General features: G+C 58.1%; 20 protein-coding genes and 1 pseudogene. 11 read left to right on the plus strand and 10 right to left on the minus strand.

Translation table 11 applies throughout. From position 1 onward, the window contains the following. The 7 genes from BFP90_RS22090 to arnC are packed head-to-tail and all read right to left on the minus strand — an operon-like array spanning window position 1 to window position 7,689. A complete protein-coding gene (locus BFP90_RS22090) occupies window positions 1-1,380 on the minus strand; it encodes a UDP-glucose dehydrogenase family protein (RefSeq protein WP_065884304.1) in 1,380 nt (459 codons plus the stop codon). After that, complete coding sequence (arnF, locus tag BFP90_RS22095; RefSeq protein ID WP_065897990.1) at window positions 1,377-1,790, minus strand: 4-amino-4-deoxy-L-arabinose-phosphoundecaprenol flippase subunit ArnF; 414 nt, start codon at window positions 1,788-1,790, stop codon at window positions 1,377-1,379. The genes BFP90_RS22090 and arnF overlap by 4 nt, the downstream gene beginning before the upstream one ends. After that, complete coding sequence (gene arnE, locus BFP90_RS22100) at window positions 1,787-2,134, minus strand: 4-amino-4-deoxy-L-arabinose-phosphoundecaprenol flippase subunit ArnE (protein WP_065897991.1); 348 nt, start codon at window positions 2,132-2,134, stop codon at window positions 1,787-1,789. Before arnE ends, arnF begins: the two co-directional genes overlap by 4 nt. Continuing rightward, window positions 2,131-3,786, minus strand: a complete 1,656-nt coding sequence (arnT, locus tag BFP90_RS22105; RefSeq protein ID WP_065897992.1) for a lipid IV(A) 4-amino-4-deoxy-L-arabinosyltransferase — start codon at window positions 3,784-3,786, stop codon at window positions 2,131-2,133. The genes arnE and arnT overlap by 4 nt, the downstream gene beginning before the upstream one ends. Next, window positions 3,783-4,667 carry a 4-deoxy-4-formamido-L-arabinose-phosphoundecaprenol deformylase gene (gene arnD / locus BFP90_RS22110; protein WP_065892749.1) on the minus strand — a complete coding sequence of 295 codons (885 nt, stop codon included), beginning with the start codon at window positions 4,665-4,667 and terminating at the stop codon, window positions 3,783-3,785. The genes arnT and arnD overlap by 4 nt, the downstream gene beginning before the upstream one ends. Further along, the gene (arnA, locus tag BFP90_RS22115; protein WP_065892748.1) at window positions 4,667-6,658 is read right to left on the minus strand and encodes a bifunctional UDP-4-amino-4-deoxy-L-arabinose formyltransferase/UDP-glucuronic acid oxidase ArnA; all 1,992 of its coding nucleotides are present in this window, start codon (window positions 6,656-6,658) and stop codon (window positions 4,667-4,669) included. Before arnA ends, arnD begins: the two co-directional genes overlap by 1 nt. Continuing rightward, window positions 6,655-7,689 (minus strand): undecaprenyl-phosphate 4-deoxy-4-formamido-L-arabinose transferase, encoded by a 1,035-nt coding sequence (gene arnC, locus BFP90_RS22120; RefSeq protein WP_065884310.1) that lies wholly within the window; start codon window positions 7,687-7,689, stop codon window positions 6,655-6,657. The genes arnA and arnC overlap by 4 nt, the downstream gene beginning before the upstream one ends. Before the next feature lie 412 nt (window positions 7,690-8,101). Here arnC and BFP90_RS22125 point away from each other — a divergent pair, with 412 nt between their 5' ends. Together BFP90_RS22125 and xerC are read left to right on the plus strand one after the other, a co-directional pair. Beyond that, window positions 8,102-8,914: a M949_RS01915 family surface polysaccharide biosynthesis protein gene (locus tag BFP90_RS22125; protein ID WP_065897993.1), complete on the plus strand. Its 813-nt coding sequence runs from the start codon at window positions 8,102-8,104 to the stop codon at window positions 8,912-8,914. A 107-nt stretch (window positions 8,915-9,021) separates the two neighbouring features. Further along, window positions 9,022-9,936 (plus strand): site-specific integrase, encoded by a 915-nt coding sequence (xerC, locus tag BFP90_RS22130; RefSeq protein WP_065897994.1) that lies wholly within the window; start codon window positions 9,022-9,024, stop codon window positions 9,934-9,936. A 14-nt stretch (window positions 9,937-9,950) separates the two neighbouring features. Here xerC and BFP90_RS22135 read toward each other — a convergent pair whose 3' ends face one another. Next, window positions 9,951-11,147, minus strand: a complete 1,197-nt coding sequence (locus BFP90_RS22135; RefSeq protein WP_065897995.1) for a multidrug effflux MFS transporter — start codon at window positions 11,145-11,147, stop codon at window positions 9,951-9,953. Between the two features lie 151 nt (window positions 11,148-11,298). On the opposite strand from BFP90_RS22135, the pseudogene BFP90_RS29705 reads away from it, so the two are divergent. The 5 genes and pseudogenes from BFP90_RS29705 to BFP90_RS22155 all read left to right on the plus strand — a co-directional run. Further along, window positions 11,299-12,054: pseudogene (locus tag BFP90_RS29705) on the plus strand (MCP four helix bundle domain-containing protein); the annotation flags it as partial. A 132-nt stretch (window positions 12,055-12,186) separates the two neighbouring features. Then, the gene (locus BFP90_RS29710) at window positions 12,187-12,912 is read left to right on the plus strand and encodes a methyl-accepting chemotaxis protein (protein ID WP_370671202.1); all 726 of its coding nucleotides are present in this window, start codon (window positions 12,187-12,189) and stop codon (window positions 12,910-12,912) included. A 240-nt stretch (window positions 12,913-13,152) separates the two neighbouring features. Then, entirely contained in the window at window positions 13,153-14,076 is a 924-nt protein-coding gene (gene rbsK / locus BFP90_RS22145) for a ribokinase (protein WP_065897996.1), read from the plus strand. Window positions 14,077-14,109: 33 nt separating this feature from the next. Then, the gene (fucP, locus tag BFP90_RS22150) at window positions 14,110-15,441 is read left to right on the plus strand and encodes an L-fucose:H+ symporter permease (protein WP_065897997.1); all 1,332 of its coding nucleotides are present in this window, start codon (window positions 14,110-14,112) and stop codon (window positions 15,439-15,441) included. After that, window positions 15,438-16,484 carry an aldose 1-epimerase family protein gene (locus BFP90_RS22155; protein WP_065892743.1) on the plus strand — a complete coding sequence of 349 codons (1,047 nt, stop codon included), beginning with the start codon at window positions 15,438-15,440 and terminating at the stop codon, window positions 16,482-16,484. Before fucP ends, BFP90_RS22155 begins: the two co-directional genes overlap by 4 nt. On the opposite strand, the gene deoR is transcribed toward BFP90_RS22155, so the two are convergent. Beyond that, on the minus strand, window positions 16,481-17,239 hold the full coding sequence (gene deoR / locus BFP90_RS22160) for a DNA-binding transcriptional repressor DeoR (protein WP_065892742.1): 759 nt from the start codon (window positions 17,237-17,239) through the stop codon (window positions 16,481-16,483). The genes BFP90_RS22155 and deoR overlap by 4 nt on opposite strands. Window positions 17,240-17,367: 128 nt before the next feature. Between deoR and deoC the strand changes: the two genes are divergently transcribed. The 3 genes from deoC to BFP90_RS28550 all read left to right on the plus strand — a co-directional run bounded on the left by deoC (window position 17,368) and on the right by BFP90_RS28550 (window position 20,535). Beyond that, window positions 17,368-18,051, plus strand: a complete 684-nt coding sequence (gene deoC / locus BFP90_RS22165) for a deoxyribose-phosphate aldolase (RefSeq protein WP_065892741.1) — start codon at window positions 17,368-17,370, stop codon at window positions 18,049-18,051. Window positions 18,052-18,150: 99 nt separating this feature from the next. After that, entirely contained in the window at window positions 18,151-18,777 is a 627-nt protein-coding gene (locus BFP90_RS22170; protein WP_065892740.1) for a hypothetical protein, read from the plus strand. Between the two features lie 552 nt (window positions 18,778-19,329). Next, a complete protein-coding gene (locus tag BFP90_RS28550) occupies window positions 19,330-20,535 on the plus strand; it encodes a hypothetical protein (RefSeq protein ID WP_141688994.1) in 1,206 nt (401 codons plus the stop codon). Window positions 20,536-21,005: 470 nt separating this feature from the next. Here the strand turns inward: BFP90_RS28550 and BFP90_RS22175 are convergent, their stop codons facing one another. Continuing rightward, complete coding sequence (locus BFP90_RS22175) at window positions 21,006-21,464, minus strand: VOC family protein (protein WP_065892737.1); 459 nt, start codon at window positions 21,462-21,464, stop codon at window positions 21,006-21,008. A gap of 234 nt (window positions 21,465-21,698) precedes the next feature. Here BFP90_RS22175 and BFP90_RS22180 point away from each other — a divergent pair, with 234 nt between their 5' ends. Further along, window positions 21,699-22,478, plus strand: coding sequence for an AraC family transcriptional regulator (locus BFP90_RS22180; RefSeq protein WP_256097503.1), 780 nt, complete (start codon window positions 21,699-21,701; stop codon window positions 22,476-22,478). Window positions 22,479-22,730 lie beyond the last annotated feature (252 nt).

Below are 22,730 nucleotides of genomic sequence, written 5' to 3' on the forward strand. Positions count from 1 at the left end.
TCAGCCTGCCTTGGCCTGTGGCATCCAGTTTTGCTGGGGGATCGGCAAGTCGCAGGAGTCACCACGGCCGATAGGGAAATACTTGAAGCCCTTGCGCGTCAGGCGCTCGCCGTCGTACAGATTGCGCCCGTCAAAGATCACCGGGGTTTTCAGGCGCTGGTGGATCAGGTCGAAGTCCGGCGCCTTGAATTGCTGCCACTCGGTGCAGACGATCAGCGCATCGGCGCCGCCCAGGGTGGACTCCGGCGTGCCCATCAGCATCAAGCGCGGGTCATCGCCATAGATGCGCTGGGTTTCCTGCATGGCTTCGGGGTCGAAGGCACGTACGTTGGCGCCGGCCTCCCAGAGCGCTTCCATGAGCACGCGGCTCGGCGCGTCGCGCATGTCGTCGGTATTGGGTTTGAAGGCCAGGCCCCACAAGGCGAACGTCTTGCCGCGCAGGTCACCCTTGAAAAACGCGTTGATGCGCTCGAACAGCTTGCCTTTCTGGCGCTGGTTGATCGCTTCCACGGCTTCGAGCAGGTCGCTGGAGCAGTTGGCCTGTTTGGCGCTGTGGATCAGGGCGCGCATGTCTTTGGGAAAGCATGAGCCGCCATAGCCGCAACCTGGATAAATGAAGTGGTAGCCGATGCGCGAGTCGGCACCAATGCCCAGGCGCACGGCTTCGATGTCGGCGCCCAGGTGTTCGGCCAGTTCGGCGATCTGGTTGATGAAGCTGATCTTGGTGGCGAGCATGCAGTTGGCGGCGTATTTGGTCAGTTCGGCGCTGCGCAGGTCCATGAAGATGATGCGGTCATGGTTGCGGTTGAACGGTGCGTACAGTTCGCGCATCACCTCCCGTACTTCTTCGCGCTCGCAACCGATGATGATGCGGTCCGGGCGGCGGCAGTCGGCCACGGCCGAGCCTTCCTTGAGAAATTCCGGGTTGGAGACGATATCGAATTGCAGCTCACGACCGGCGGCGCGCAGGTTCTTGCGGATGTGGTCGCGCAAGGTATCGCCGGTGCCCACCGGCACCGTGGATTTTTCCACCAGGATCACCGGTGCCACGCGATGGCGGGCGACTGCATCACCCACCGACAGCACATATTTGAGATCGGCCGAACCGTCTTCATCCGACGGCGTGCCCACCGCAATGAACAACACTTCACCGTGCTCGACGGCAAGTTTTTCGTCGTAGGTGAAATGCAGGCGTCCGCTTTCCAGGTTTTCCTTGACCATGGCCGCCAGGCCGGGCTCGAAGATGGTCACGTGGCCCTTCTGCAGCGACTCGACCTTGCGCTGGTCAACGTCCATGCAAATAACATCGTGACCGACTTCGGCTAATACCGTGGCCTGTACCAGGCCGACGTAACCACTACCAAATACACTGATTTTCATGGGGTATTCCTGGGACTTGAGGTGCTAGCACGACGAGAGTTGATGACCAGTACGCCGAGGATGACCAACGCCACCCCCAGGGTTTTCGATAGCGAAAAGTGTTCGTTGAAGACCGGCAGGCAGGCCGCCAGCAGGTACACCAGCGCGTAGCTGATGCTGAGCAGTGAATACGCACGCCCCAGGGGCAGGTGCTTCAGCGCGCCGAGCCAGCAGAGCATCGACAGCGCATAGGCGATGATCGCCAGGATCACCACGCCCAGGGCGCTGGGGTCGATGCTGCCGGTGCTCAAGGCGTTCGGCCACTGATCCGGCAGCGGCAGCCGCGTCATGCTCCAGCGCATGCCCAATTGGGCGGCGCTGACCAGGCCGACGCTGCCCAGGGCCAGGGCGAAACCGCGTGTCCGGCTCATACCTGGCGCCCCAACAGCACGACACCCGCGATGACCAGCACCACGCCCAGCCAGTGGCGGCCATCGATGGGCTCGGCAAACACAAAGCGCGCCATCAGCGTGACCAACACAAAGTTCAGGCTGAGCATCGGGTAGGCAATGCCCACTTCCAGGCGCTGCAGCACCAGCAACCACACCAGCAAGCCGAGGCCCAGGCACACCAGCGCCGACCACAACCAGGGTGAGCGCAACTTCAGCGCCCAACCTTCGGGCACGTCACGCCAGCTTTCCACGGCAAACTTCTGCGAGACCTGGCCCATGCAGGTGAGCAGGCAGGCCGTGAGCAATAGAAGCAAGGTGATCATGGCGCGACCTGCGGGAAAATCAGAATCACGATATTGCCTTGGGCATACCGCTGGCCGTCCGGAGGCAGCAGTGCGAGTTCTTCCTTCTCGCCCTGGCTGTTGACGCGCATCACCACGCCCACCGCACCGCTGCGGCGGGTTTGCGCCATCCAGGCCTGGATTTGATTGCGGTCAACCAGGCGCTGGGCGGTATCGGCGTAGGCCAGCCCGTATTTCACCTCGCCAGAGGTGTTGTAGAGGGTGATGTCGGGCCGTTTCAGCCGCCAGGCCAGCGCTGCGGACGCACCCAGGTCGTTGCTCAACAGCGCAACGGAGGGCTTGAGTTCTTCGGCGTGATCGATGATGAACTGGTCCGGCGTCTTGTTATAAACCACCGAATGGGGCAGGGCGGCGGGCAACAAGACCACCAGCAAGCCACTGCCGATCAGCGGCGCGGCCCACAGTTTCACCGGGCGTACTGCCTGCAGCAGGTTGGCCAGGATCCAGCCGAACACGCCGATAAATACCAGCACCAGGCTGAGGGTTTCCTCACCGGGTTCGTACAGCGGCTTCTTCCATTGGAACCAGATGAGCGCCAACAGCACGAGCACACCGATCGCCAGGTTCAACCAACCGTTGATGCGCAATACGCGGCCCCGGCCTTGAGCGAGCTTGTCACTCAACGTTGAACCCATCAGCAATGCCAGGGGCAGCAGGCACGGCATGATGTAGGAGGGCAGCTTGCCCTTGGCCAGACTGAAGAATGCCAGGGGCATCAGCAGCCACAGCAGCAGGAACGCGGTTTTCGGCAGGCGCTTGTCCGACCATGCCTGCTTGAGCGTGGACGGCAACAGCGCAACCCACGGCAACGTGAAAGCGATCAGCAACGGCAGGTAGTACCAGAACGGTTCGGCATGCTGGGCATCTGCACCGGCGAAGCGCTGGATATGCTCATGCCAGAAGAAGAAGTGCCAGTAATCCGGCTCTTGCAGGTGCACGGCCAATGCCCAGGGCAAGCTGATCAGGATCGCCACGGCCACGGCCACCGGGCCGAATTTGAACAGTTCAACCGAGCGCTTCTGCCAGAGCGCGTAGGGCAGGGCGATCAATACCGGCAGCAGCCACGCCAGAAAGCCTTTGGTCATGAAGCCCATGCCGCAGGCCAGGCCCAACAAGGCCCAAGCCCCCAGTCGAGCACGACGGGTAGTGCTGCCGAAGCAGAACCACAAGGCAGCGCCGGTCAGGTTGACCCAGAACGTGAATTGAGGGTCCAGGTTGGCGTAGCCACCCAGCATCGCCACGCTGACGAAACTCATGTACAGCACGCAGCTGACCAGGCTTTTTTGCGGGTCGTTCCACAAGCGGCGTGATACCAGATAAACCAGCAGAATGCTCAGCCCGGTGCTCAAGGCCGAGGCAAAACGCACTCCGAACAGGTTCTGCCCGAAGATCGCCTGGCCCAGCGCAATCATCCAGTAGCCGGCGGCGGGTTTTTCGAAGTAGCGAATGCCCATGAAGTGCGGCGCGGCCCACTTGCCGGTGAGCAGCATTTCCTGGCTGATCTGCGCATAGCGGGTTTCATCGGGAATCCACAGCCCGTGGGTCGCCAGCGGTAACAGGTAAACCACCCCGAACGCCAACAAAAGCAGGGGCAATGCCCAGCGACGGATCATGCCTGCTGTACTCCAAGCCAGCCCTCGCGGCCGCTCAATGCGCCACGCACCAACTGTTGCTGGGGCAGGGTGGTCACATCTGCAGGCAGCAGCTCGCCCAGGGGTTTGAAGTCGATGCCGCGCTGCCCTGCCTGGGCGAGCAACTGGCGAAAATCATTGGCCATCAGAATCCCTTCTACTTCTGCGTGGATCGTGTAGACGTTCAGCGTCGAGGCGCTGAACCGATCCAGGATGAAACGGTTGAAGTCTGTGGCAGCCACCACCGGCCCGACGACTTCGTCGAAGGTCGGCAGGTCCACCGGAATTTGTGGGGTGCCCGCGCTGCCATCGGCCAGGGTCGGTCGAAACAGGCTGGTGCCCCGGCAATCGCTGTTGTAGCGAAAATTGAAGGCTTGTTTGGCTTGCACCACACGTTCGTCGGCGCGCCAACCGGCGGCCGCCGAACAGTCGATACGCTCGCCAAGGATGTCGCTCAGGGTGTCCACGCCGCGCCGGATCTGCTCGACCAGCTGTGCGTCGCTCCAGCGCCCGGTATTGGCCTGCCAGCCATGGTGATCCCAGGCGTGCAGGCCGACTTCATGCCCGGCGGCCTTGGCCTGGCGCATCAGATGCCCCAGGTCGCGGCCAATCGGTTTGCCCGGCCAGGCGGTGCCGGCCAGCAAAATGTCCCAGCCATACAGGCCGGCGGCATTGGAACGGAGCATTTTCCACAGGAACTGCGGGCGGATCAGGCGCCACAAGTGGCGCCCCATATTGTCCGGCCCGACGCTGAAGAAAAACGTCGCCTTGACCCCGGCTTCGTCCAGGGACTCGAGCAGCCGCGGCACACCATCACGGGTGCCACGGTAGGTGTCGACGTCGATGCGAAGACCTGCCTGCATTACTTTTTATCCGCTATTTCAAGCATGGCTTCACGCAGGAAGAAATCCAGCGTGTTGCCGATGGTTTCGCTCATCTCCACGGTCGGCTCCCAGTTCAGCAGGCGCTTGGCGTTGTCGATGCTAGGCTTGCGGTGGGCCACGTCCTGGTAACCGGTGCCGTAGAACGCCTTGCTCTCCACGTCGCGGAAACCGGCGAACGGTGGGAAGTTGTGGCGCAGCGGGTGCGCTTCGAACTGACGCAGCAGCTCTTCGCCCAACTGGCGGATGCTGGCTTCGTTTTCCGGGTTGCCGATGTTGATGATCTGGCCGTCGCAGACACCGTTTTCGTTATCGATTATGCGCGCCAGGGCTTCGATGCCGTCGGCGATGTCGGTGAAGCAACGCTTCTGCTCGCCACCGTCGAACAGGCGGATCGGCGTGCCTTCCACCAGGTTCAGGATCAATTGGGTGATGGCACGGGAGCTGCCGATACGCGCCGAGTCCAGGCGATCAAGGCGCGGGCCCATCCAGTTGAACGGACGGAACAGGGTGAATTTCAGGCCCTTGTCGCCGTAGGCCCAGATCACGCGGTCGAGCAGTTGCTTGGAGACCGAGTAGATCCAGCGTTGCTTGTTGACCGGGCCGACCACCAGGTTGGAGGTGTCTTCGTCGAAGTACTGGTCCTGGCACATGCCATAGACTTCGGAAGTCGATGGGAAGATCACGCGCTTGTTGTACTTGACGCAGTAACGCACCAGCTTGAGGTTTTCTTCGAAATCCAGCTCGAACACGCGCAGCGGGTTGCGGGTGTATTCGATCGGGGTGGCGATGGCCACCAGGGGCAGCACCACGTCGCATTTTTTGATGTGGTACTCGATCCACTCGGTGTGGATGCTGATATCGCCTTCCACATAGTGGAAGTTGGGGTGGCTGCGCAGGCGCTCGATGGCGTCGGAGCCGATATCCAGGCCGTAGACTTCGTAACGGTCGTCGCGCAGCAGGCGCTCGGACAGGTGATTACCGATAAAGCCGTTCACCCCCAGGATCAACACACGGGTGCGGCGTGGCTTGCGGCCCGACTCGGCGCCGCGCAGCACGGAACCGTCCACCAGGCCCAGTTCATCGGCCAGGGAAGGCCCGGCCAGGTACAGGCCGTTGTCGTTGCGCTGGCCGAACTTGACCACCAGTGAGTCTTCGCCACAGGCAATGCGCAGCGGGTTGACGCTGATTACGCGGCCCGGCGCCAAACCGTCGTTGCCTTTGACCACCTCGGCCTGCCACACGATGAGCTTGTGCTCGCCGACCGCGCAAAAGGCGCCAGGGTAAGGTTGCGTTACGGCGCGGACCAGGTTGAACAGTTGTTCGGCGGGGTTTTTCCAGTCGATCTTGCCATCGGCGGCGGTACGGCGACCAAAGCAGGTCGCCTGGCTTTCGTCCTGGGCCGTTTCGCTCAGTTTGCCCAGGGCCAGTTGCGGCAGGGCGTCGCGCAGCAGGTTGCTGGCGGCATCACGCAGTTTGGCGTGCAGGCTCAGGCCGGTGTCGCTGCGCTCGATGCTGACTTTCTGCTGGGCCAGGATCGCACCGGCATCGGCACGCTTGACCATGCGGTGCAGGGTCACGCCGGTTTCGGTTTCACCGTTGACCAGCACCCAGTTGGCCGGTGCGCGGCCACGGTATTTGGGCAGCAGCGAACCATGCAGGTTGAACGCGCCGTGGCGGGCGGTGGCCAGCAGTGGCTCGCTCAACAGGTTGCGGTAGTAGAAGGAAAAGATGAAATCCGGGTTCAGCTTGGCGATGCGTTCGACCCACAACGGGTGGTTAGCGTCTTCCGGAGCGTGCACCGGGATACCGTTGCGGGCACACAGCTGTGCGACGGAGCCGTAGAAGTTGTTTTCCTTGGGGTCATCGGCATGGGTGAACACCGCAGCGATGTCGTAACCCGCATCGAGCAGGGCTTCAATACCGGCACAGCCAATATCGTGGTAGGCGAAGACAACGGCTTTTGAACTCATGACTGGACCTGATCGGAAGTAGAAGTAGAAGTATGGGAAGACACCAGGCCATCAACGACGACCACGGGAGCCGGTGCTGCCGGTTGGTTGCGCAGCACTTTTTCAATGAAGAAACGCGGGCGGGCCCGCACATCGCTGTACATGCGGCCCAGGTATTCACCCAGCAGGCCCATGCCGATGAACTGGCCACCGGTGAACACGAACAGCACGGCAAACAGCACGAACAGGCCATCGCCCGCCCAGCCGGCACCGAAGGCCAGGCGCATGACGATCAGCGCAATGGCAAACAGCACGCCCAGCGCCGCCAGGCTGAAACCGACGATGGACAGCAGGCGCAGCGGCGTGGTGGTCATGCAGGTAAGCAGGTCGAACATCAGGCTGATCAGGCGCATGGCGCTGTATTTGGATTCGCCGTGTTCACGCTCGGCGTGGTGCACCAGGATTTCCGTGGTGTGACGGGCAAAGCCATTGGCCAGGATCGGAATAAAGGTGCTGCGCTCGCGGCAGGCAAGCATCGCGTCGACAATGGTGCGGCGGTAGGCGCGCAGCATGCAGCCGTAGTCAGTCATGGCCACGCCGGTGGAGCGCTGCACGGCCAGGTTGATCAGGCGCGAAGGCCAGCGACGGAACGCCGAATCCTGGCGATTGTTACGCACCGTGGCAACCACGTCGTAGCCCAGGGCGGCTTGTTCCACCAGGCGCGGGATTTCTTCCGGCGGGTTTTGCAGGTCGGCGTCGAGGGTAATCACCACTTCGCCCCGGCACTGCTCGAAACCGGCCATGATTGCCGCGTGCTGGCCGTAGTTGCGGTTGAGGATCACCGCGACCACGTTGCTGCCGTCTTCGGCGGCGGCGTCTTCGAGCAACTGCGCCGAATCGTCGCGGCTACCGTCATCCACCAGGATTATTTCGTATTCGTAAGCCAACTGTTTGCAGGCGGCCGTGGTGCGGCGCAGCAATTCGGGCAGGCTCTCTTGCTCGTTATAGACCGGAATAACGATCGATACGCAATGAATAGGGTAGGGTTTCAAAGATTCAAGACCTCGGCTGGAGCAACTTGGAGCGCGAAAAACAGCAGCGTTTATTGGGCAAAACTACAGCCCGCAGATGACAAAGCGGCGATAAAGATAAAGCGTAATCAACAGCTTAGTCGATTAACCCCGGATTGCTCTGAAGTGTTGCATACAAGGTTAAGCGCAAAAATGTTCAACGAATATGAAAGGCGGATGAAAAACTCGTTTATTTGACAGGTAGACAGCTAGGGTTCAGCTATGTGGCCAAGGTGTTAAACCTTGTGATTTTCAGGCAGATAGGAACAGGCCGCCGAGTATTTGGTTCACGTGGGCAGCACCCGTGATGGCCTCTGTGTATCTATTCAACAATCTTCTCTGCATTGCCCTTCAAGTGCCGGTAAAGTAAGCCATCTCTTGCCAGGGTACTCGGATGAATAGCGTGCAGCTTTTACGCGGCCAGTTGCGGCCGGTGTTGATGGGATTGTGGGTATGCGTCGCCTGTGTCACGGCCGTGCGGGCCGATGAAGGCGTGGCCCTGGCGAACATTGATCAGGTACCCGAAGGTGTCGAAGTGCGTGGCAAGCAAGTCGCCGCCTATACCTGGGACGACCGCCAGGGCAAAAACCTGCTGGTGCTGGCCGAACAGGTCGGCGAGCGGGACGACGATGGCACCCAGTCGGCCTTTGTCTACGCGGCCCAATACCTGCTGGCGGGCGAGCATCCCAAGCGCGTGTGGATGCTCTATGACGACGTACGCCAGTGCCAGTTCGACGCCAGGCTGCACTTTGACAAGGGGGCTACCCAGGTCACCGACCTGCTGGGTGACGGCAATACCCAGGCGACCGTTGGCTATTCGCGCACCTGTACCAGCGACGTCAGCCCGAATGAATTCAAGTTGATCATGCATGTCGGCAAGTCGGAGAAGTATCGCCTGCGCGGCGTTGACCGCTACGGCGCAGCCTGGTGGGACGAGGACGCCGGTGCCTTGCGCGGCATGCCGTTGCCGACCGATTGCAGCGTGGCCGCCCAGCAGGCGCTGGTCAGCCAGTACAAGGAGCAGGGCACCGAACTGCCGCTGCCAGGCTGCTACGCCGACGAGAAGGATTTCGCCAAGGCGCCGGACAGTTACCTGACCTTCATGCGTCGCCACTGGTTTGCCCTGATGCAGAAACAGGACGCCGATTGGAGCCAATCCCAGGCTCAACCTCAGCCATCTGCCGAAGAAGAAGAGGTGGCGCCTTGATTTGATGGCAGGGCCGATACTGCGCTAGACTCGGCCTTCGCCAATCAATAAATATCACGATGAATCAATGGATTGCTTGTGATATTTAATCCAAAGGCTGATCTACCTTGACTGAGTCCATCCGCAACCCGCTGACCCTCTACCTCACCCGCCTAGCGCCCTCCAGCCAACTGACCATGCGTTACGTGCTGCAGGACGCCGCCGACCGCCTCGGCCTTGACGAGGTCAACCTGGACGACATCGACTGGCACCTGCTGCAGCCCGAACAGGTGATTGCCCTGGTCGCCGCGTTGCGTGAGGACGGCTATGCGCCGAACACCTCGTCCCTGTATGTGAACGCCGTGCGCGGGGTGATGAATGAAGCGTGGCGGATGAGCCTGATCAGCCAGGAACATCTGTTGAAGATGCGTTCGGTCAAGGCCGCGTCCGGTACACGGCTGGGGCAGGGACGCAACCTGCGCCGCACGTTGATCCGCGAGATGATGGAAGTCTGCGCCGCCGACCCACGCCCCCAGGGCCTGCGCGACGCCGCCGTCATCGGCCTCCTGTACGGCTCCGGCATGCGCAAATCGGAGTCGGTCAACCTTGACCTGGCGCAGATCGACTTTGAGCAGCGCAGCTTGCGCGTGATCGGCAAGGGCAACAAAGAACTGGTCAAATACGCGCCGGATTGGGCATTTGCCAAGCTGCAGGCCTGGCTGGAGTTCCGTCGCGGGCAACTCAAGGAAGGCGAAGAGGACGACACGTTCCTGTTCAACCGCATTCGACGCGGCAGTCATATCACCCGGGAACGTATCACCAAGCACGCGATTTACTACATCGCCCGCCAGCGTGGGGACCAAGTGGGCGTCAAGATCATGCCCCATGACTTCCGTCGCTCATTCATCACGCGGGTGATCGAGGAACATGACCTGTCGATTGCGCAAAAGCTGGCCCATCACACCAATATCCAGACCACCGCCAGCTATGACGTACGTGACGACAACGAGCGGCGGCGGGCGGTGGACCGCTTTGATTTGTAGGCGTGGCGCGGCGATCAGGCGCTCGCCAGGTGTGGCGGCAAGCGGCGCAGCGTCCACAGCACGGTAAGCATGGCGGCGGTCGCGCACAGCGCGATGCCCACCAGCATTGGCGCGGGCGTATGGTCGGCAAACAGCCCCACCAGCGTCATGGAGACAGCGGCGGTGACCATCTGAATCGCGCCCAGCAGGGCCGATGCCGAACCTGCCACCGCGCCATGGTCTTCCAGCGACAACACGCCGGCGGCCGGTAATAACAGGCCGAGAAAGCCGAAGCCGATAAACAGCAGGGTCATCATCAAGACCAGGTGATTGCCCCACAGTGTCGTGGCCGCCAGCAGCGCCATCACGGCTGCCACGGCAATCACCGACCAGCGGATCAGCGGCGGCAGGCCAAAGCGCGCACTCAGGCGTGCCGTCAGTTGGCTCATGGCAAAGAATGACGCCGCATTCACTGCAAAACACAGGCTGAATTGCGTCGGTGTCAGGCCGAAGTATTCGATGTACACGAAGGGCGCGCTGCCGATAAACACGAAGAACGTCGCCAGGCCAAAGCCGCTGACTACCGACAACCCGGTGAACACCGGATCGCGGAGGAGGGCGCCGTAGCTGCCGAATGCACTGCCCAGGGTCTTGCCCAGACGCCGCTCCGCCGGATGGGTTTCCGGCAGTTGCACGATCGTCATCACCAGGCACAACAGCGCCACCACCGCCAACGCGGCAAACACTTCGCGCCAACTCCACAGCGAAATCACCAGGCTGCCGGCCAATGGCGCAAGGATCGGCGAAACGCTCATCACCAGCATCAACAAGGCCATCAAGCGCGCCGCTTCATGGCCGGTGTACAGGTCGCGGACAATCGCCCGTGGAATCACCATCCCCGCGCATGCGCCAAAGGCCTGCACCGCGCGAAAGCCGATCAGCACTTCGATGCTGGGGGCCAACGCACAGCCGATGCTGCCCACGGTAAAGATCACCAACCCTGCATAGATCGGCAATTTGCGCCCAAAGACATCGCTGATCGGGCCGTAGAACAGCTGGCACACCCCGATGACCATGAAGAACACAGTCAGGCTCATCTGCACGGCGGCCGGCGACGCGTTGAGACTGGCGCCAAGGGTTGGCAGCGCCGGCAGGTAACTGTCGATGGCAAACGGGCCAACGGCGGTGATCAAGCCCAACAGCAGGGCGAGGTGGGCGATGCTTCTAGGCATGGGCAAGTCCGGGCAAAAAGACGCCCAGCTTAAGGGATTGGCACAGATCCGCAAACTTGGGCTTCACTAACCGAGGCCCGTGCCGATAACGGTACTAACGACGCTCGAACGGTTGGTTTCCCAACCGGCGGTCCAGGTATGGGGATACCAGATGACGATCAAACTACGCTTGATGCTGTTGATTGCGACCGGGCTGCTGACCGCCTTGATCATGAGCCTGGCCGGCTACCTGGGAAATTCCCGGATGGGCGCCGCCGTGCAGGACAATGAAGTCAGCATGACGGTGCTGCGCAACCATATGGAAGCCGACATGATGCACGACGCCCTGCGTGCCGATGTGTTGTCTGCCATGCTGGTGGGGTTGGGCAAAAGCACCAGCACGCCGGCCGACGTCAGTGCCTCGCTCAAGGAGCATGCCGAGCACTTCCGACAGATGCTGGCGGATAATTTCCAGCTGCCGCTGGACGCCACCATCAAGGCCAGCCTGGAAAAAATCAAACCCAGCCTGGAGACCTACGTCAGCGCCGGCGAGCGCATCGTCGCGCTGGCCCTGGCCAATCCCGAGGCGGCGCGTGGGGAGCTTGAGACCTTCAATGCTGCGTTCAGGCAGTTGGAGGACCAAATGGCCGCGCTGAGTGAACTGATCGAGACCAAGACCCAACAAACCAGCACCGGCACCCGGCAAGCGATCAGCAACGCCAACTGGATCCTGGGCGTGGTACTCGGCGCCAGCCTTTTGCTGCTGCTGGCCCAGGGACGCTGGGTGATCCTGAGCATCATGGGGCCGCTGCGCACCGCCAGCCGCATTGCCGACAGCATCGCCCACGGCAACCTGAGCGAACCGATTGTCGAGCCGCGCAACCAGGACGAAGCCAGTACGCTGATTCGCAGCCTCGCCACCATGCAGCGCGATTTGCGCGGCATGATCGACGTGGTGCGCAGCAATGCCCATGAGGTCAACGGTGTAAGCGAACGCCTGAGCCAGGGCTGTCATGAGGTGGCGGGCAGCAGCCAGCAGCAAAGCGAGGCCGCCAGCACCATGGCCGCCGCCGCGAGTGAAATGACCGCCAGCATCGAAGAAATCACCCGTCATGCCGGGCAGGCGCTGGACATGGCCAACCAGGCTGAAACCCTGGCCAAGGACGGCGGCCGGATCATTCATCAAGTGGTCAGCGACATGGATGGCATCGCCCGCTCGGCCCAGCAATCGGCCCAGGTGATTCGCACCCTGGACAAAGAATCCGAAGCAATCTTCAGCATTATCCAGGTGATCAAGGGCATCGCCGACCAAACCAACTTGCTGGCCCTGAACGCCGCCATCGAAGCCGCCCGCGCCGGCGAGCAGGGCCGCGGCTTCGCCGTGGTGGCCGACGAAGTGCGCAGCCTGGCGGGGCGCACCAGCGCCTCGACCCAGGAAATCGCCAGCATGGTCGGGCGTATCCAGCAAAACACCCGTGAAGCGGTGACCAGCATGGAGGAGGGCGTTGCTCAAGTCGACAAGGGCATGGCCGTCACGGCCGACGTGGAACGCGCCATTCGCGAGATCCTCCAGGCCACGCTCAATACCACGGAGCTGGTGAATGATATTTCCCGCACCATCAGTGAACAGAGTTTGGCCAGTAACGAGATCGCCCATCAGGTGGAGATGATTGCCGGCATGTCGCAAAGCAATAGTCGCGTTATTGGCGATACCGCCTCGACCACCGATGAGTTGGCTGGCTTGGCCAGCAAACTGTCGCAGTCCGTGGATCGGTTCAGACTGTAACGCGGGCGTCTTCGTGGCCGGCTCCTGGTGGGCCGGTTTTTTTTGCGTGAAATTATCATTCAGCAACGGCTCAACGTCGCGCCCCGGCGCTTGATGCCCGACCCTTGTCAGCGCCTGTTCGTACGATGACTTGAATCGTTCGCGCAAAAAAAGATTGAATATTCACACCTTATGTTATTTAAATAACAAAACAAGAGCGGCATGGCCTGCCTGGTCCAGCCGTAACAAGGTGGAATAGCAATGAGCAAGATCGCAGTCATCGGCAGCAACATGGTGGATTTGATTACCTATATCGACCGCATGCCGGTTCAGGGCGAAACCCTTGAAGCGCCTGGCTTTGCCATGGGTTGCGGCGGCAAAGGGGCCAACCAGGCGGTGGCTGCCGCCAAGCTTGGGGCTGATGTCCTGATGCTGAGCAAGGTCGGCGACGATATGTTTGCCGACAACACAGTGGCCAACTTCCAGCGCTTTGGTATCGACACCCGTTATGTGCAGCGCGTGCCTGGCGTTTCCAGCGGCGTCGCACCGATTTTTGTTCGGGCCGACTCTCACAACAGCATTTTGATCGTCAAGGGAGCCAATGCGCATTTGCTGCCGGCGGACATCGAGGCGGCTGCCGCCGACCTTCGCGAATGCACGCTGATCGTGCTGCAGCTGGAGATCAATCTTGACACGGTCTACCACGCCATCGAATTCGCTCACCGGCACGGTATCGCGGTGCTCCTCAACCCTGCACCGGCCCTGGCCGGTTTGAGTCGTGAGCACCTGGCGCACCTTGACTTCCTGATCCCCAACGAATCGGAGCTGGCGTTGATCAGCGGCCACGTTGTGGACTCGCCGCAATCGGCCCAGACCGCCGCCCGTAGCCTGGTGACCAGCGGCATCCGGCACGTGATCGTGACCCTCGGCGAGCACGGTGCGCTGTATGTGGGGGAGGAGGGCGAGTTCCAGGTGCCGGCGGTACGGGTTGAAGCCCGTGACACCACCGGTGCCGGGGATGCCTTTATCGGTTGTTTCATTCACCACTGGAACCGCGACCGCCATATTCGCCAGGCCATGGAGCGGGCGGTGGCGTATTCCGCCTGCTCGGTCATGGGGCTGGGTACGCAGAGTTCCTATCCCGACAGTGAAACGTTCAATCGCTTTGAGCAACAACAGCGCTGACACCCTCAGCCCAGCCCAGCCCGGAGAACAATAATGAACACACCTGCGCTGCAACAGACACCCGACGGTTTCTACCTGAACCGCACGCCCTGGTTCGCTTTTATCCTGCTGTGCAGCATCTTTGCCCTATGGGCTGCGGCCGCGAGCATGAACGACGTGCTGATCGCCCACTTCAAGAAAGCATTTTTGCTGAGTGATTTCCAGACGGCCTTTGTGCAGTCGGCGTTTTACCTGGGCTACTTTTTTGTGGCTATTCCGGCCGCGATGGTGGTTCGTCGTTTCAGCTACAAGAGCACGATTCTGATCGGGCTGCTGCTATACATGTTGGGTTGCCTGTTGTTTTTCCCGGCCGCCTCCACGGCCAAGTACGGCATGTTCCTCCTGGCGCTGTTTGTGATCGCCGCCGGCCTGTCGTTCCTTGAAACCGCCTGCAATACCTACTCGACACTGATGGGGCCCCGAGAAACCGGGACCCGGCGCTTGAATATTTCGCAGACCTTTCACCCCTTCGGTGCCATGGCCGGGGTGTATGTGGGCAGTTTCGTGATGTTCAAGGACACCGACGCCACCACTGAACAGCTGGCTCGGATGAGCGCCTCCGAGGCAGCGGTGCAGCAGTTGCAAATGATCCAGTCCACGCTGTTGCCCTACAAATGGATGATTGCGGTGCTGGTGCTGATCTTTATCCTGATCGCCATTACGCGGTTCCCTGCGTGCAAGGGCAACAAGCCCGCCGGCAGCAAGCCCGGCAGCCTGGGTCAAAGCCTGGGGCGGCTGTGGCGTAACCCGCGCTTTACCTTTGGCGTATTGGCGCAGTTTCTTTATGTGGGCGCACAGGTCGGCGTATGGAGCTTCACCATTCGCCTGGCCATGCAAATGGGCGGTATGAATGAACGCAGCGCATCATGGTTTCTGCTGACTACGTTTGCCGCCTATTTTGTCGGAAAGTTGATTGCCAACCTTTTGATGCGTCGCCTGCATCCCGCCAAGGTACTCGCGATCTACGGGGTGCTGTGCATCGTGCTGCTGGCCTACACCATTCTGGTGCCGAACATTTCGGCGGTGTATGCAGCGGTTGGCGTGAGTATCTTCCTCGGCCCCTGCTGGCCGACCATCTACGGCCTGACCATCGATGGCCTGGGTGAAGACACCGGCGTCGGCGGTTCATTGCTGGTGATGAGCATCGTCGGCGGCGGGGTGATTCCGATCTTCCAGGGCCTGTTGTCCGACGCCAGCGGCGGCAACATGCAACTGGCTTACAGCGTGCCGCTGCTGTGTTTCATTGTGATCGTGATGTATGCGCTCAAGTGCATGCGCCAATCCGGCAGCTTACCGATGGGCGCGACCAGGGCGGTAGCCTCATGAATACACATATCGCGCTGTACCCTGCGGTGTTTGCCGAGCAGGAGAAGATCCTCCTGCAATCGTCGGCCTTCAAGGTCAGTGCCTGGGTCTACCCGTCCGGCGTGCTGGCCGTGAGCCTGGAGAATAGCCGTGGGCGACTGGTGATACTGCCTTTTCAAGGGCAGATGATCTGGTCAGCCGTGTTCGACGGTTGCGACTTGACCATGAGCAACCTGTTCGAGCAACCTCGGCCCAGTCCGACGATAATCGATACTTACGGCTGCTTCATGTTTCACAGTGGGCTGCTGCGCAACGGCTGCCCCGCGCCGGATGACACGCATGCCTTGCACGGCGAAATGCCCTGCGCGCCCATGGATACGGCCTGGCTGGAGGTGGACGAGGGCGTTGTACGCCTGGGCGGCTCGTATGAATATGCCAAGGGATTCGGCGATCGCTACCGAGCGTGTCCCAGCGTGACGCTGCGCGCCGATTCGGCCGTGTTCGATATCGACATGCAGGTGTCGAACCTGGCCGGCAAGCCCATGGACCTGATGTACATGGCCCACATGAACTACGCGTACGTAGACGGCGCCCGCTTTGTCGAGCCATTGGGCATACAGCGCCAGCGTCTGCGCACCAGCGTGCCGGACCATGTCAAGCCGACGCCGGCATGGAGTGCCTATATGGCGCAGCTGGCCGAACAGCCTGCGCAATTGGCCTGCCTGGAGCAACCGGCATTGTACGACCCCGAGATCGTATTTTTCTTCGACGGGGTCGGCACAGACGCCAGGGGCCAGGCGCATTTTCTGCTGGATCATCCCAGCGGTGCGGCGTTCTACACCCGCTACCGTCCCGAGCAATTTGCGCACGCCGCACGCTGGATCCTGTACACGCCAGATCAGCAAGTGGCGGCGTTCGTGTTGCCGTCTACCTGCGAACCCGAGGGCTATAACGCCGAGAAAGCCAAAGGCCATGTGCGTGCGCTGGCGGCCGGAGCCTGCGCTTCATTCAGTGTCAGTACCGGGTATTTGAGTGCGCAGGAACGGCAACGGTTGCTGGATTAAACCAGCAATTGCGCGCCATTGGCCTGAATGACGTCCTTGTAGCTGCGGGGGATTTTCTTGTCGCTGACCACGTACTGAAAATCCTCAAGAGCGGCGAAGTGCGCAGTGCGCACTGTGTCGAACTTACTGAAATCGGCGAGCAATACGCGTTGCTGAGCCTGGCGCATGACCTTTTGCTTGACCTCGACTTCATTGAAGTTGAAGCAGGTGACGCCAAACGCTTGGCTGACGCCGGCCGCGGTCACAAAGGCCCACGTCAGGCGCACGCTATCGAGGATGCTGCTTTCGGCGCTGCTTTCAAAGACCTGGTTCTTGCGGTGAAAGGTGCCGCCGCACAACACGATGTGGCAATTGGGTTTGTTCTGCAGTTTGAGCAGCACGTTCAATGAGCTGCACACCGCAGTGAACTCCAGCGCATCGGGGATGAAATCAACGACAAAAGGCGAGGTGGTACCACAGTCGAAAAATACCGTATCGCCGGCCTGAACCAAAGAAGCGGCGAGTTTGCCGATGCGGCGTTTTTCCTCGACGTGACGCGTGTCCTGCTCGGCTACTCGGTAATCGCCACTCTCATTGCCGACCCGGGTGATATAGCCACCCAGCAGTCGCAGGTGATCGCTGAAATGGTTGAGGTCGCGGCGCAAGGTCATCTCGGAAACGTCCAACAGTGCGGCCATTTCCTTCAGGTGAATGGCGTTCTGGTCCTGCAGGGCTTGTTGGATAAGCTTCAATCGCTCGGCTTTTCTACTGTCCACGAGTCTTCCAGGGCTTGATTGTTGGTGTTAAATAAGTAACATTAATTGTTAGTATTGTAACTAAATTATGTAGACGCTGGGACAAGCGCCTCACAATCATTGGCAACATACAGGCAAGGGCCCATTAAATGAACAGTCTCCCACCCGCCGCATTGGCCAAGTACATCGATCACACGTTACTGGCGCCCGACGCCTCCCAGGCACAGATCCGCACCTTGTGCGAGGAAGCCCGCGAGCATGGCTTTTATTCGGTGTGCCTCAATTCTGCGCAAGTGCCTTACGCCGCTTCGTGCCTGACCGACGACAGGGTGGTGATTTGCGCCGTGGTCGGCTTTCCACTGGGCGCCGGATTGAGCGATACCAAGGCTTTCGAAGCCCAACGAGCGATTGCCGCCGGGGCAGGGGAGATCGACATGGTGCTCAATATCGGCTGGTTGAAGGACGGGCTGCTGGACGCCGTGCGCGAAGACATCGCGCTGGTCCACCAGGCTTGCCGCGCCGTGCCGTTGAAGGTCATCCTGGAAACCTGCTTGCTGGACGACGAGCAGAAGGTTCAAGCCTGCGAGATCTGCCGTGACCTGGGTGTGGCCTTCGTCAAGACGTCCACCGGGTTCAGTCGAAGCGGAGCTACGGTCGAAGATGTGGCACTGATGCGTAGAACTGTGGGTGCCGGGGTTGGGGTGAAGGCTTCTGGTGGCGTGCGCGATTATCCGACTGCGTTGAAGATGATTGAGGCCGGGGCCACACGCTTGGGCAGCAGTTCAGGGATTGCGATTGTCGGTGGGGCGATGACGGCGGCGAGTGGTTATTGAAGCGTTTTTTCGCGGGGTAAGAATAGTTGCCATATGATAACTCAACTAAATAGTCATTTAGTTGAGTTATGCCCAAACCTTGGGATGTGAGAGGCCGTAGTGAGCGTGGAAGCGATAGTTACAAGCATCAAGGATAAGTGGGTCTATTTTACGGGGGGCAATGCTGAGCTCAATGCTTTTTGGCTGAAGTATCTGGCCGCGTTCGTAGTTTGGGCGATCGTGACAGGGCTTATTTATTGGGGAATCAACTCGGAGAAAAAATTCGGGGCCCTTAATATCGCGCGCAAGCATGTGCTTTGCGGTGTGTTTATGGTGGTTTTTTCTGTGGCACCAGGTACGTACGTCTGGTACGCGTTTATCGATTTCAAGCACAACCAACAGCTTAAAGCCGCGAATACGCTTGCTGAGTCACTGAAAAGTTGGTCGAGTGCCTGTGAAAAGGCCAAACAGACCAATGCATGCCCAGAGCCTCCCGACATCCCAAAAATGCTTGAGCCAGTCTTCGACACGATGACGCAATCAATGAGTTTTCTTGCAGGCTTGATGGGACTCTTGGGCGGCGCGCTGGGCGTCAATCTCATTACCGACGGATTACTGCGACGTGAAAAGCCGGTGCCGCGCTCAGGCCAATTCAGTGGAACGCGCATCCGCAAAACGATAACGCTGGAAGTGAACGGGAAAGTGCTGCAGCACGAAACCATCGTGGATTATCCGGACAAGCGTTAATCACGAGCAGTTGCGTGCACGACGGCGAATTTCTCGACTCAGAGAAATTCGGCCTGGTGAAAAGCAGCTGTGGAGATACCCGTGGGCGGTATATGCGGGTACGCATAATGTATATTATGTTAAATTACGTGTCAGGGTGGAACTTTCTATACTTGTGCTTGATGTGACGAGTCTGAAATTTTGAGAATCAAGGACATTAAAAAAAATCCAATACTTTCATAGGGCTGCGCATTTCAGTCTCTATTCGGTCTCCACTGTTGGAACCTATAAAAGATAATATCCGAATTTCTATATTGAAAAATGCTGACTTAAATAAAGATAAGGTTTTTTCAGTGTTTAAAAAAAATTCTCTAATTCAATGACTTATAAACTGTTGATGACAACCAAAAATGATAGTTTCTGAAGACAATAAAAATGATAGCAGCTTGGCTTTTTAGACGCGCCAGCTCTCTTGCTAAAATTAGATTAAACGACTAGCCTTTGACCAAACATATTAGGATGTGAACTGGAATGCGGTCGCCGAGCCCTATCTACTCAGGATTCGATAAGATTATGAAGGATGCCGAATCCTATTATCTTGGGCATCCTGATGTTCGACGTTATCTTTTGGATTTTGATGAGTCACTTGAAGCGCCTCGCTATGCTGAATTAGGTCGAGAATTTATCTCTGAGTTTATAACTGCGAATACTACAGTCGAATCGTCAGCCTTGTTTGGCGCCAGCAGAGTAATTGTTGAGCGCTTGCTTCTATGGTGTTGGGAAATACAGAAAATTTCCGTATGTGCAATGGGTTCTGACGAGTTTAAATCTTTTCTACGTTTTAACTCTTTTCCTCCTTCTGCATGGGTTGGAACATCGCCTCGCCACCGGTTTGTGTATAACGATGATGATGAGGAATATTCAATAAATAATAAATGGCGCTCTTTTTGCGTTAAGCCAGATGGCTCGACGCTGCCTACAAGATTTAATTTAGAAGTTATACGCTCGATATGTTCGCGTTTTTTTGAATTTTTGATTAGTCGAAAAATTCGGACTCACAATCCAACCAAGGGTCTAGCTCCATTATTTTTGGAAGAGTTGTCAAGAGATAGTGGTGCAATTGGTAGAGGTGTTGGAGCGATTCATCTAAACTTTGCTGTCTTATCAGCTGCAGATTTATGTGAGCAAGACGCAGATTTTGAGAGAGCACTTTTTATCATAGCAATGACAAGGTACTTGCTAGTTCCAATGAGGAAGTTGGCAGCGACCAAAAAGCACGTACCCTCTATGGGGTGTTTTGTAAAAGAGGATTGTTGGTATTATGAAGGGAATGATCAAACTACATCTCGCAGATCAAAATTACCGCTAGAGTTCATTCCCTACCTTGAGCGTTACTGTATTAGTAGACAGATATTTTCGTCGTCGCATAATTTGGATCGAGAGCCTCTGCTCATAACAAAGCACGGTCGTTCGGGTGTTTCGCAGAGACAAATTAGAAATATTGTGAAAGACGTTTTGCTACACGCAGAACTGATGATGGTCCGCTCCGGACATTCGAGGTCGGACGCAGCGATCCTAAGAACTGCAACACTTTACTCGCTTAGGGATGCAAGTATCAGGAGTTGCTTGGCGGAACGAGGACTTTACGAGACCCAGCAGCGACTAGGGAATGAAAGTGTGTGGTCGGTAATTAAGCGCACTTTCAGTTTCGTTGAGCCGTTCAGTGGGGACGCGGATAATTTTCAAGGCAATCAATTTACTGATCATAGTGGGTTGTGAATTTTAGCATTTCAAATGCTGCAACCACTGTCGAAAGAACTCTAACTTATTGCAGTAGCTTGAGCATGACTTCCGCCCTCCTCCCAATACACGATTTCCGCCTTTGAGGATTGGCGGAAATTCGAGAGCTGGCGCTCCTCCCTGTGCCTGGAAGACTTGGGTCGCAGATCAGAATGTCCGCCGCCAAAAGCAGTCATTGATAGATCCTATATGGCGGTAATTTAAGATTTGCGCCTTTACGCGTTAGTGACCTGCGCTCTAGCGCACTAACAGGGCTTTAGCTTTTCGATCTGCGCAGTGGAGTGCCAGAAAGGAAATCCAAATTTTATGTGGCCGGCGAAGTGTATGATTACGCCAGCTGTATACTTGAATCTGATGATCTTTATGTTTGCCATGAGACGTCATGCGCGACGGAGAGCGCTTTAAGTAATTGCTTTAGGGAAATAAGTTTAACAGTCTTCGGCAGGAAGCTACTCATTAGCCTGCATCAGTTCCAGAGTGATATGATCTGGCCCAGTCACATATACAACTAGAGTTCCCTTGCGTGGGCCTGCGGGAATCGCTTGAGGCTTGCCTCTTGCTTTCCAGCCTGCTTGCTCAATGCGTTCGAGTACGGCGTATATGTCTTGCACCCTCAATGCCAAATGCGCTGAACCAATCGCTGATGCCGTAGGTGTAGTGATACCGTGGTGGTCACCCTGCGAATATTCCAGCAACTCTACTCGACTGCCATCCGGGCCTTTGACTATCGCCGTTCGCACGCTCGGATCGGCGGTGCCGGTTACTTGCAAAATGAATGATCCGCCCATTTCCGACTGACGCTCAAGAATGAACCCAAGTCCAATTGTCCAGAAGCGAATGGCTTCTTCCAATGAACTGACTGCGAAGCCAATATGATCGACGGCATGCACCATGTGGTTAGAATTCATCAAATGATCCTTTAAAGGTTCACGGGCCAAATAGGGAGTTGAGCTTGCACATCCAGCTGTTACGGCCAAAACACAGAAAATAAATCTGTGAGAGGTACGCATAATCAGGCCAATCCAAGAGAGGCAACATTTGCGATTTTTAGACATTGAGTATTCCTCTGACCGGTCTTATTCTCCATTAGGCATTCAGGATATGGCTACCTCGGATATGACATTGGATAACGTAAACCAGCCATGAACCGCGCGCTTATGCCACTGCTGGCGATAGAGCAACGCGACCGGGCGATCCGCGAAACGGCGGCCCACACTCATACGACAGGCCAACTAATCGCAAGCCTTGCCGGGCTGCTTTCCGTGAGCACTGACGGCGGCTCATGGGTAGTGCCGGCTAGCCATGCCATTTGGATACCTCCCCGTGTCGCACACGCGATGATGTCGCATGGCGCTTTTGCAGGAGCGATGGTCTATATCGCGGAGCAAGAGTGCGGGATCCTGCATCAAATGCCATGCACATTTAGGGTCAGCAGTTTGCTGCGCGAAGCGGTAAGCCGCGCTGCGTCGTGGGGACAACCACCCCGCAACGAAATGGAGTCGCGGGTTGCAGCAGTCATCTTGGATGAAATTGCTACCTCACCCGCTGAACCCATCGGTCTGACGCACCCCAATGACCCGCGCTTGAGGCGTATCACCGATGCGATACTTGCTCAGCTTGATGACAATAGATCACTTGAGGATTGGGCTGCTTGGTCAGGTATGGCACCTAGAACACTTGCCCGGCGTCTGGTCGCTGAAACCGGTTTTAGTTTTTCTGAATGGCGACAACGTGCACGCACGTTGCGCGCTATTCAACTATTAGTCGAGGGGATGTCAGTGACGACAACGGCGATTGAGCTTGGCTACGAAAATATTAGTGCTTTCATTGCCATGTTCCGTCGGATAATGGGTGTTACGCCAGGACAATATGTGCGAGCGCAGACACTGATTAGCAAAGAGGCAATTTCTAGATCACGTTGATGGGTGTAAGAACCGCTGTACCATCCAACCCGATCTTGCACGGTATGCGTCCGGCCAAGTCATCTACCAGTGCCGGGAGTTGATCGGTATCCAGCTCCATTTCGCTGGATTGGGCACACTCCTGAATGACCTGGGCTTTGAAGGAGTTGGAGTCGGAATAGCGTGTTGGCTGCATGAAATACCCGCTTAAAAGGCTAGAACTGGTGTCCACTTAAACTTAAGTGCATACCATGTCTGGGCTTTGCGGGGTTG

Source organism: Pseudomonas sp. 24 E 13, assembly GCF_900004715.1.
Taxonomy (GTDB): domain Bacteria; phylum Pseudomonadota; class Gammaproteobacteria; order Pseudomonadales; family Pseudomonadaceae; genus Aquipseudomonas; species Aquipseudomonas orientalis_A.

What these genes read in the sequence shown, in the direction of transcription:
- BFP90_RS22090 (WP_065884304.1), bottom strand. Translation starts at nt 1,380, where the DNA reads ATGAAAATCAGTGTATTTGGTAGTGGTTACGTCGGCCTGGTACAGGCC.
- arnF (WP_065897990.1), bottom strand. Translation starts at nt 1,790, where the DNA reads ATGAGCCGGACACGCGGTTTCGCCCTGGCCCTGGGCAGCGTCGGCCTG.
- arnE (WP_065897991.1), bottom strand. Translation starts at nt 2,134, where the DNA reads ATGATCACCTTGCTTCTATTGCTCACGGCCTGCCTGCTCACCTGCATG.
- arnT (WP_065897992.1), bottom strand. Translation starts at nt 3,786, where the DNA reads ATGATCCGTCGCTGGGCATTGCCCCTGCTTTTGTTGGCGTTCGGGGTG.
- arnD (WP_065892749.1), bottom strand. Translation starts at nt 4,667, where the DNA reads ATGCAGGCAGGTCTTCGCATCGACGTCGACACCTACCGTGGCACCCGT.
- arnA (WP_065892748.1), bottom strand. Translation starts at nt 6,658, where the DNA reads ATGAGTTCAAAAGCCGTTGTCTTCGCCTACCACGATATTGGCTGTGCC.
- BFP90_RS22125 (WP_065897993.1), top strand. Translation starts at nt 8,102, where the DNA reads ATGAATAGCGTGCAGCTTTTACGCGGCCAGTTGCGGCCGGTGTTGATG.
- BFP90_RS22135 (WP_065897995.1), bottom strand. Translation starts at nt 11,147, where the DNA reads ATGCCTAGAAGCATCGCCCACCTCGCCCTGCTGTTGGGCTTGATCACC.
- BFP90_RS29710 (WP_370671202.1), top strand. Translation starts at nt 12,187, where the DNA reads ATGGCCGCCGCCGCGAGTGAAATGACCGCCAGCATCGAAGAAATCACC.
- rbsK (WP_065897996.1), top strand. Translation starts at nt 13,153, where the DNA reads ATGAGCAAGATCGCAGTCATCGGCAGCAACATGGTGGATTTGATTACC.
- fucP (WP_065897997.1), top strand. Translation starts at nt 14,110, where the DNA reads ATGAACACACCTGCGCTGCAACAGACACCCGACGGTTTCTACCTGAAC.
- BFP90_RS22155 (WP_065892743.1), top strand. Translation starts at nt 15,438, where the DNA reads ATGAATACACATATCGCGCTGTACCCTGCGGTGTTTGCCGAGCAGGAG.
- deoC (WP_065892741.1), top strand. Translation starts at nt 17,368, where the DNA reads ATGAACAGTCTCCCACCCGCCGCATTGGCCAAGTACATCGATCACACG.
- BFP90_RS28550 (WP_141688994.1), top strand. Translation starts at nt 19,330, where the DNA reads ATGAAGGATGCCGAATCCTATTATCTTGGGCATCCTGATGTTCGACGT.
- BFP90_RS22175 (WP_065892737.1), bottom strand. Translation starts at nt 21,464, where the DNA reads ATGAATTCTAACCACATGGTGCATGCCGTCGATCATATTGGCTTCGCA.
- BFP90_RS22180 (WP_256097503.1), top strand. Translation starts at nt 21,699, where the DNA reads ATGAACCGCGCGCTTATGCCACTGCTGGCGATAGAGCAACGCGACCGG.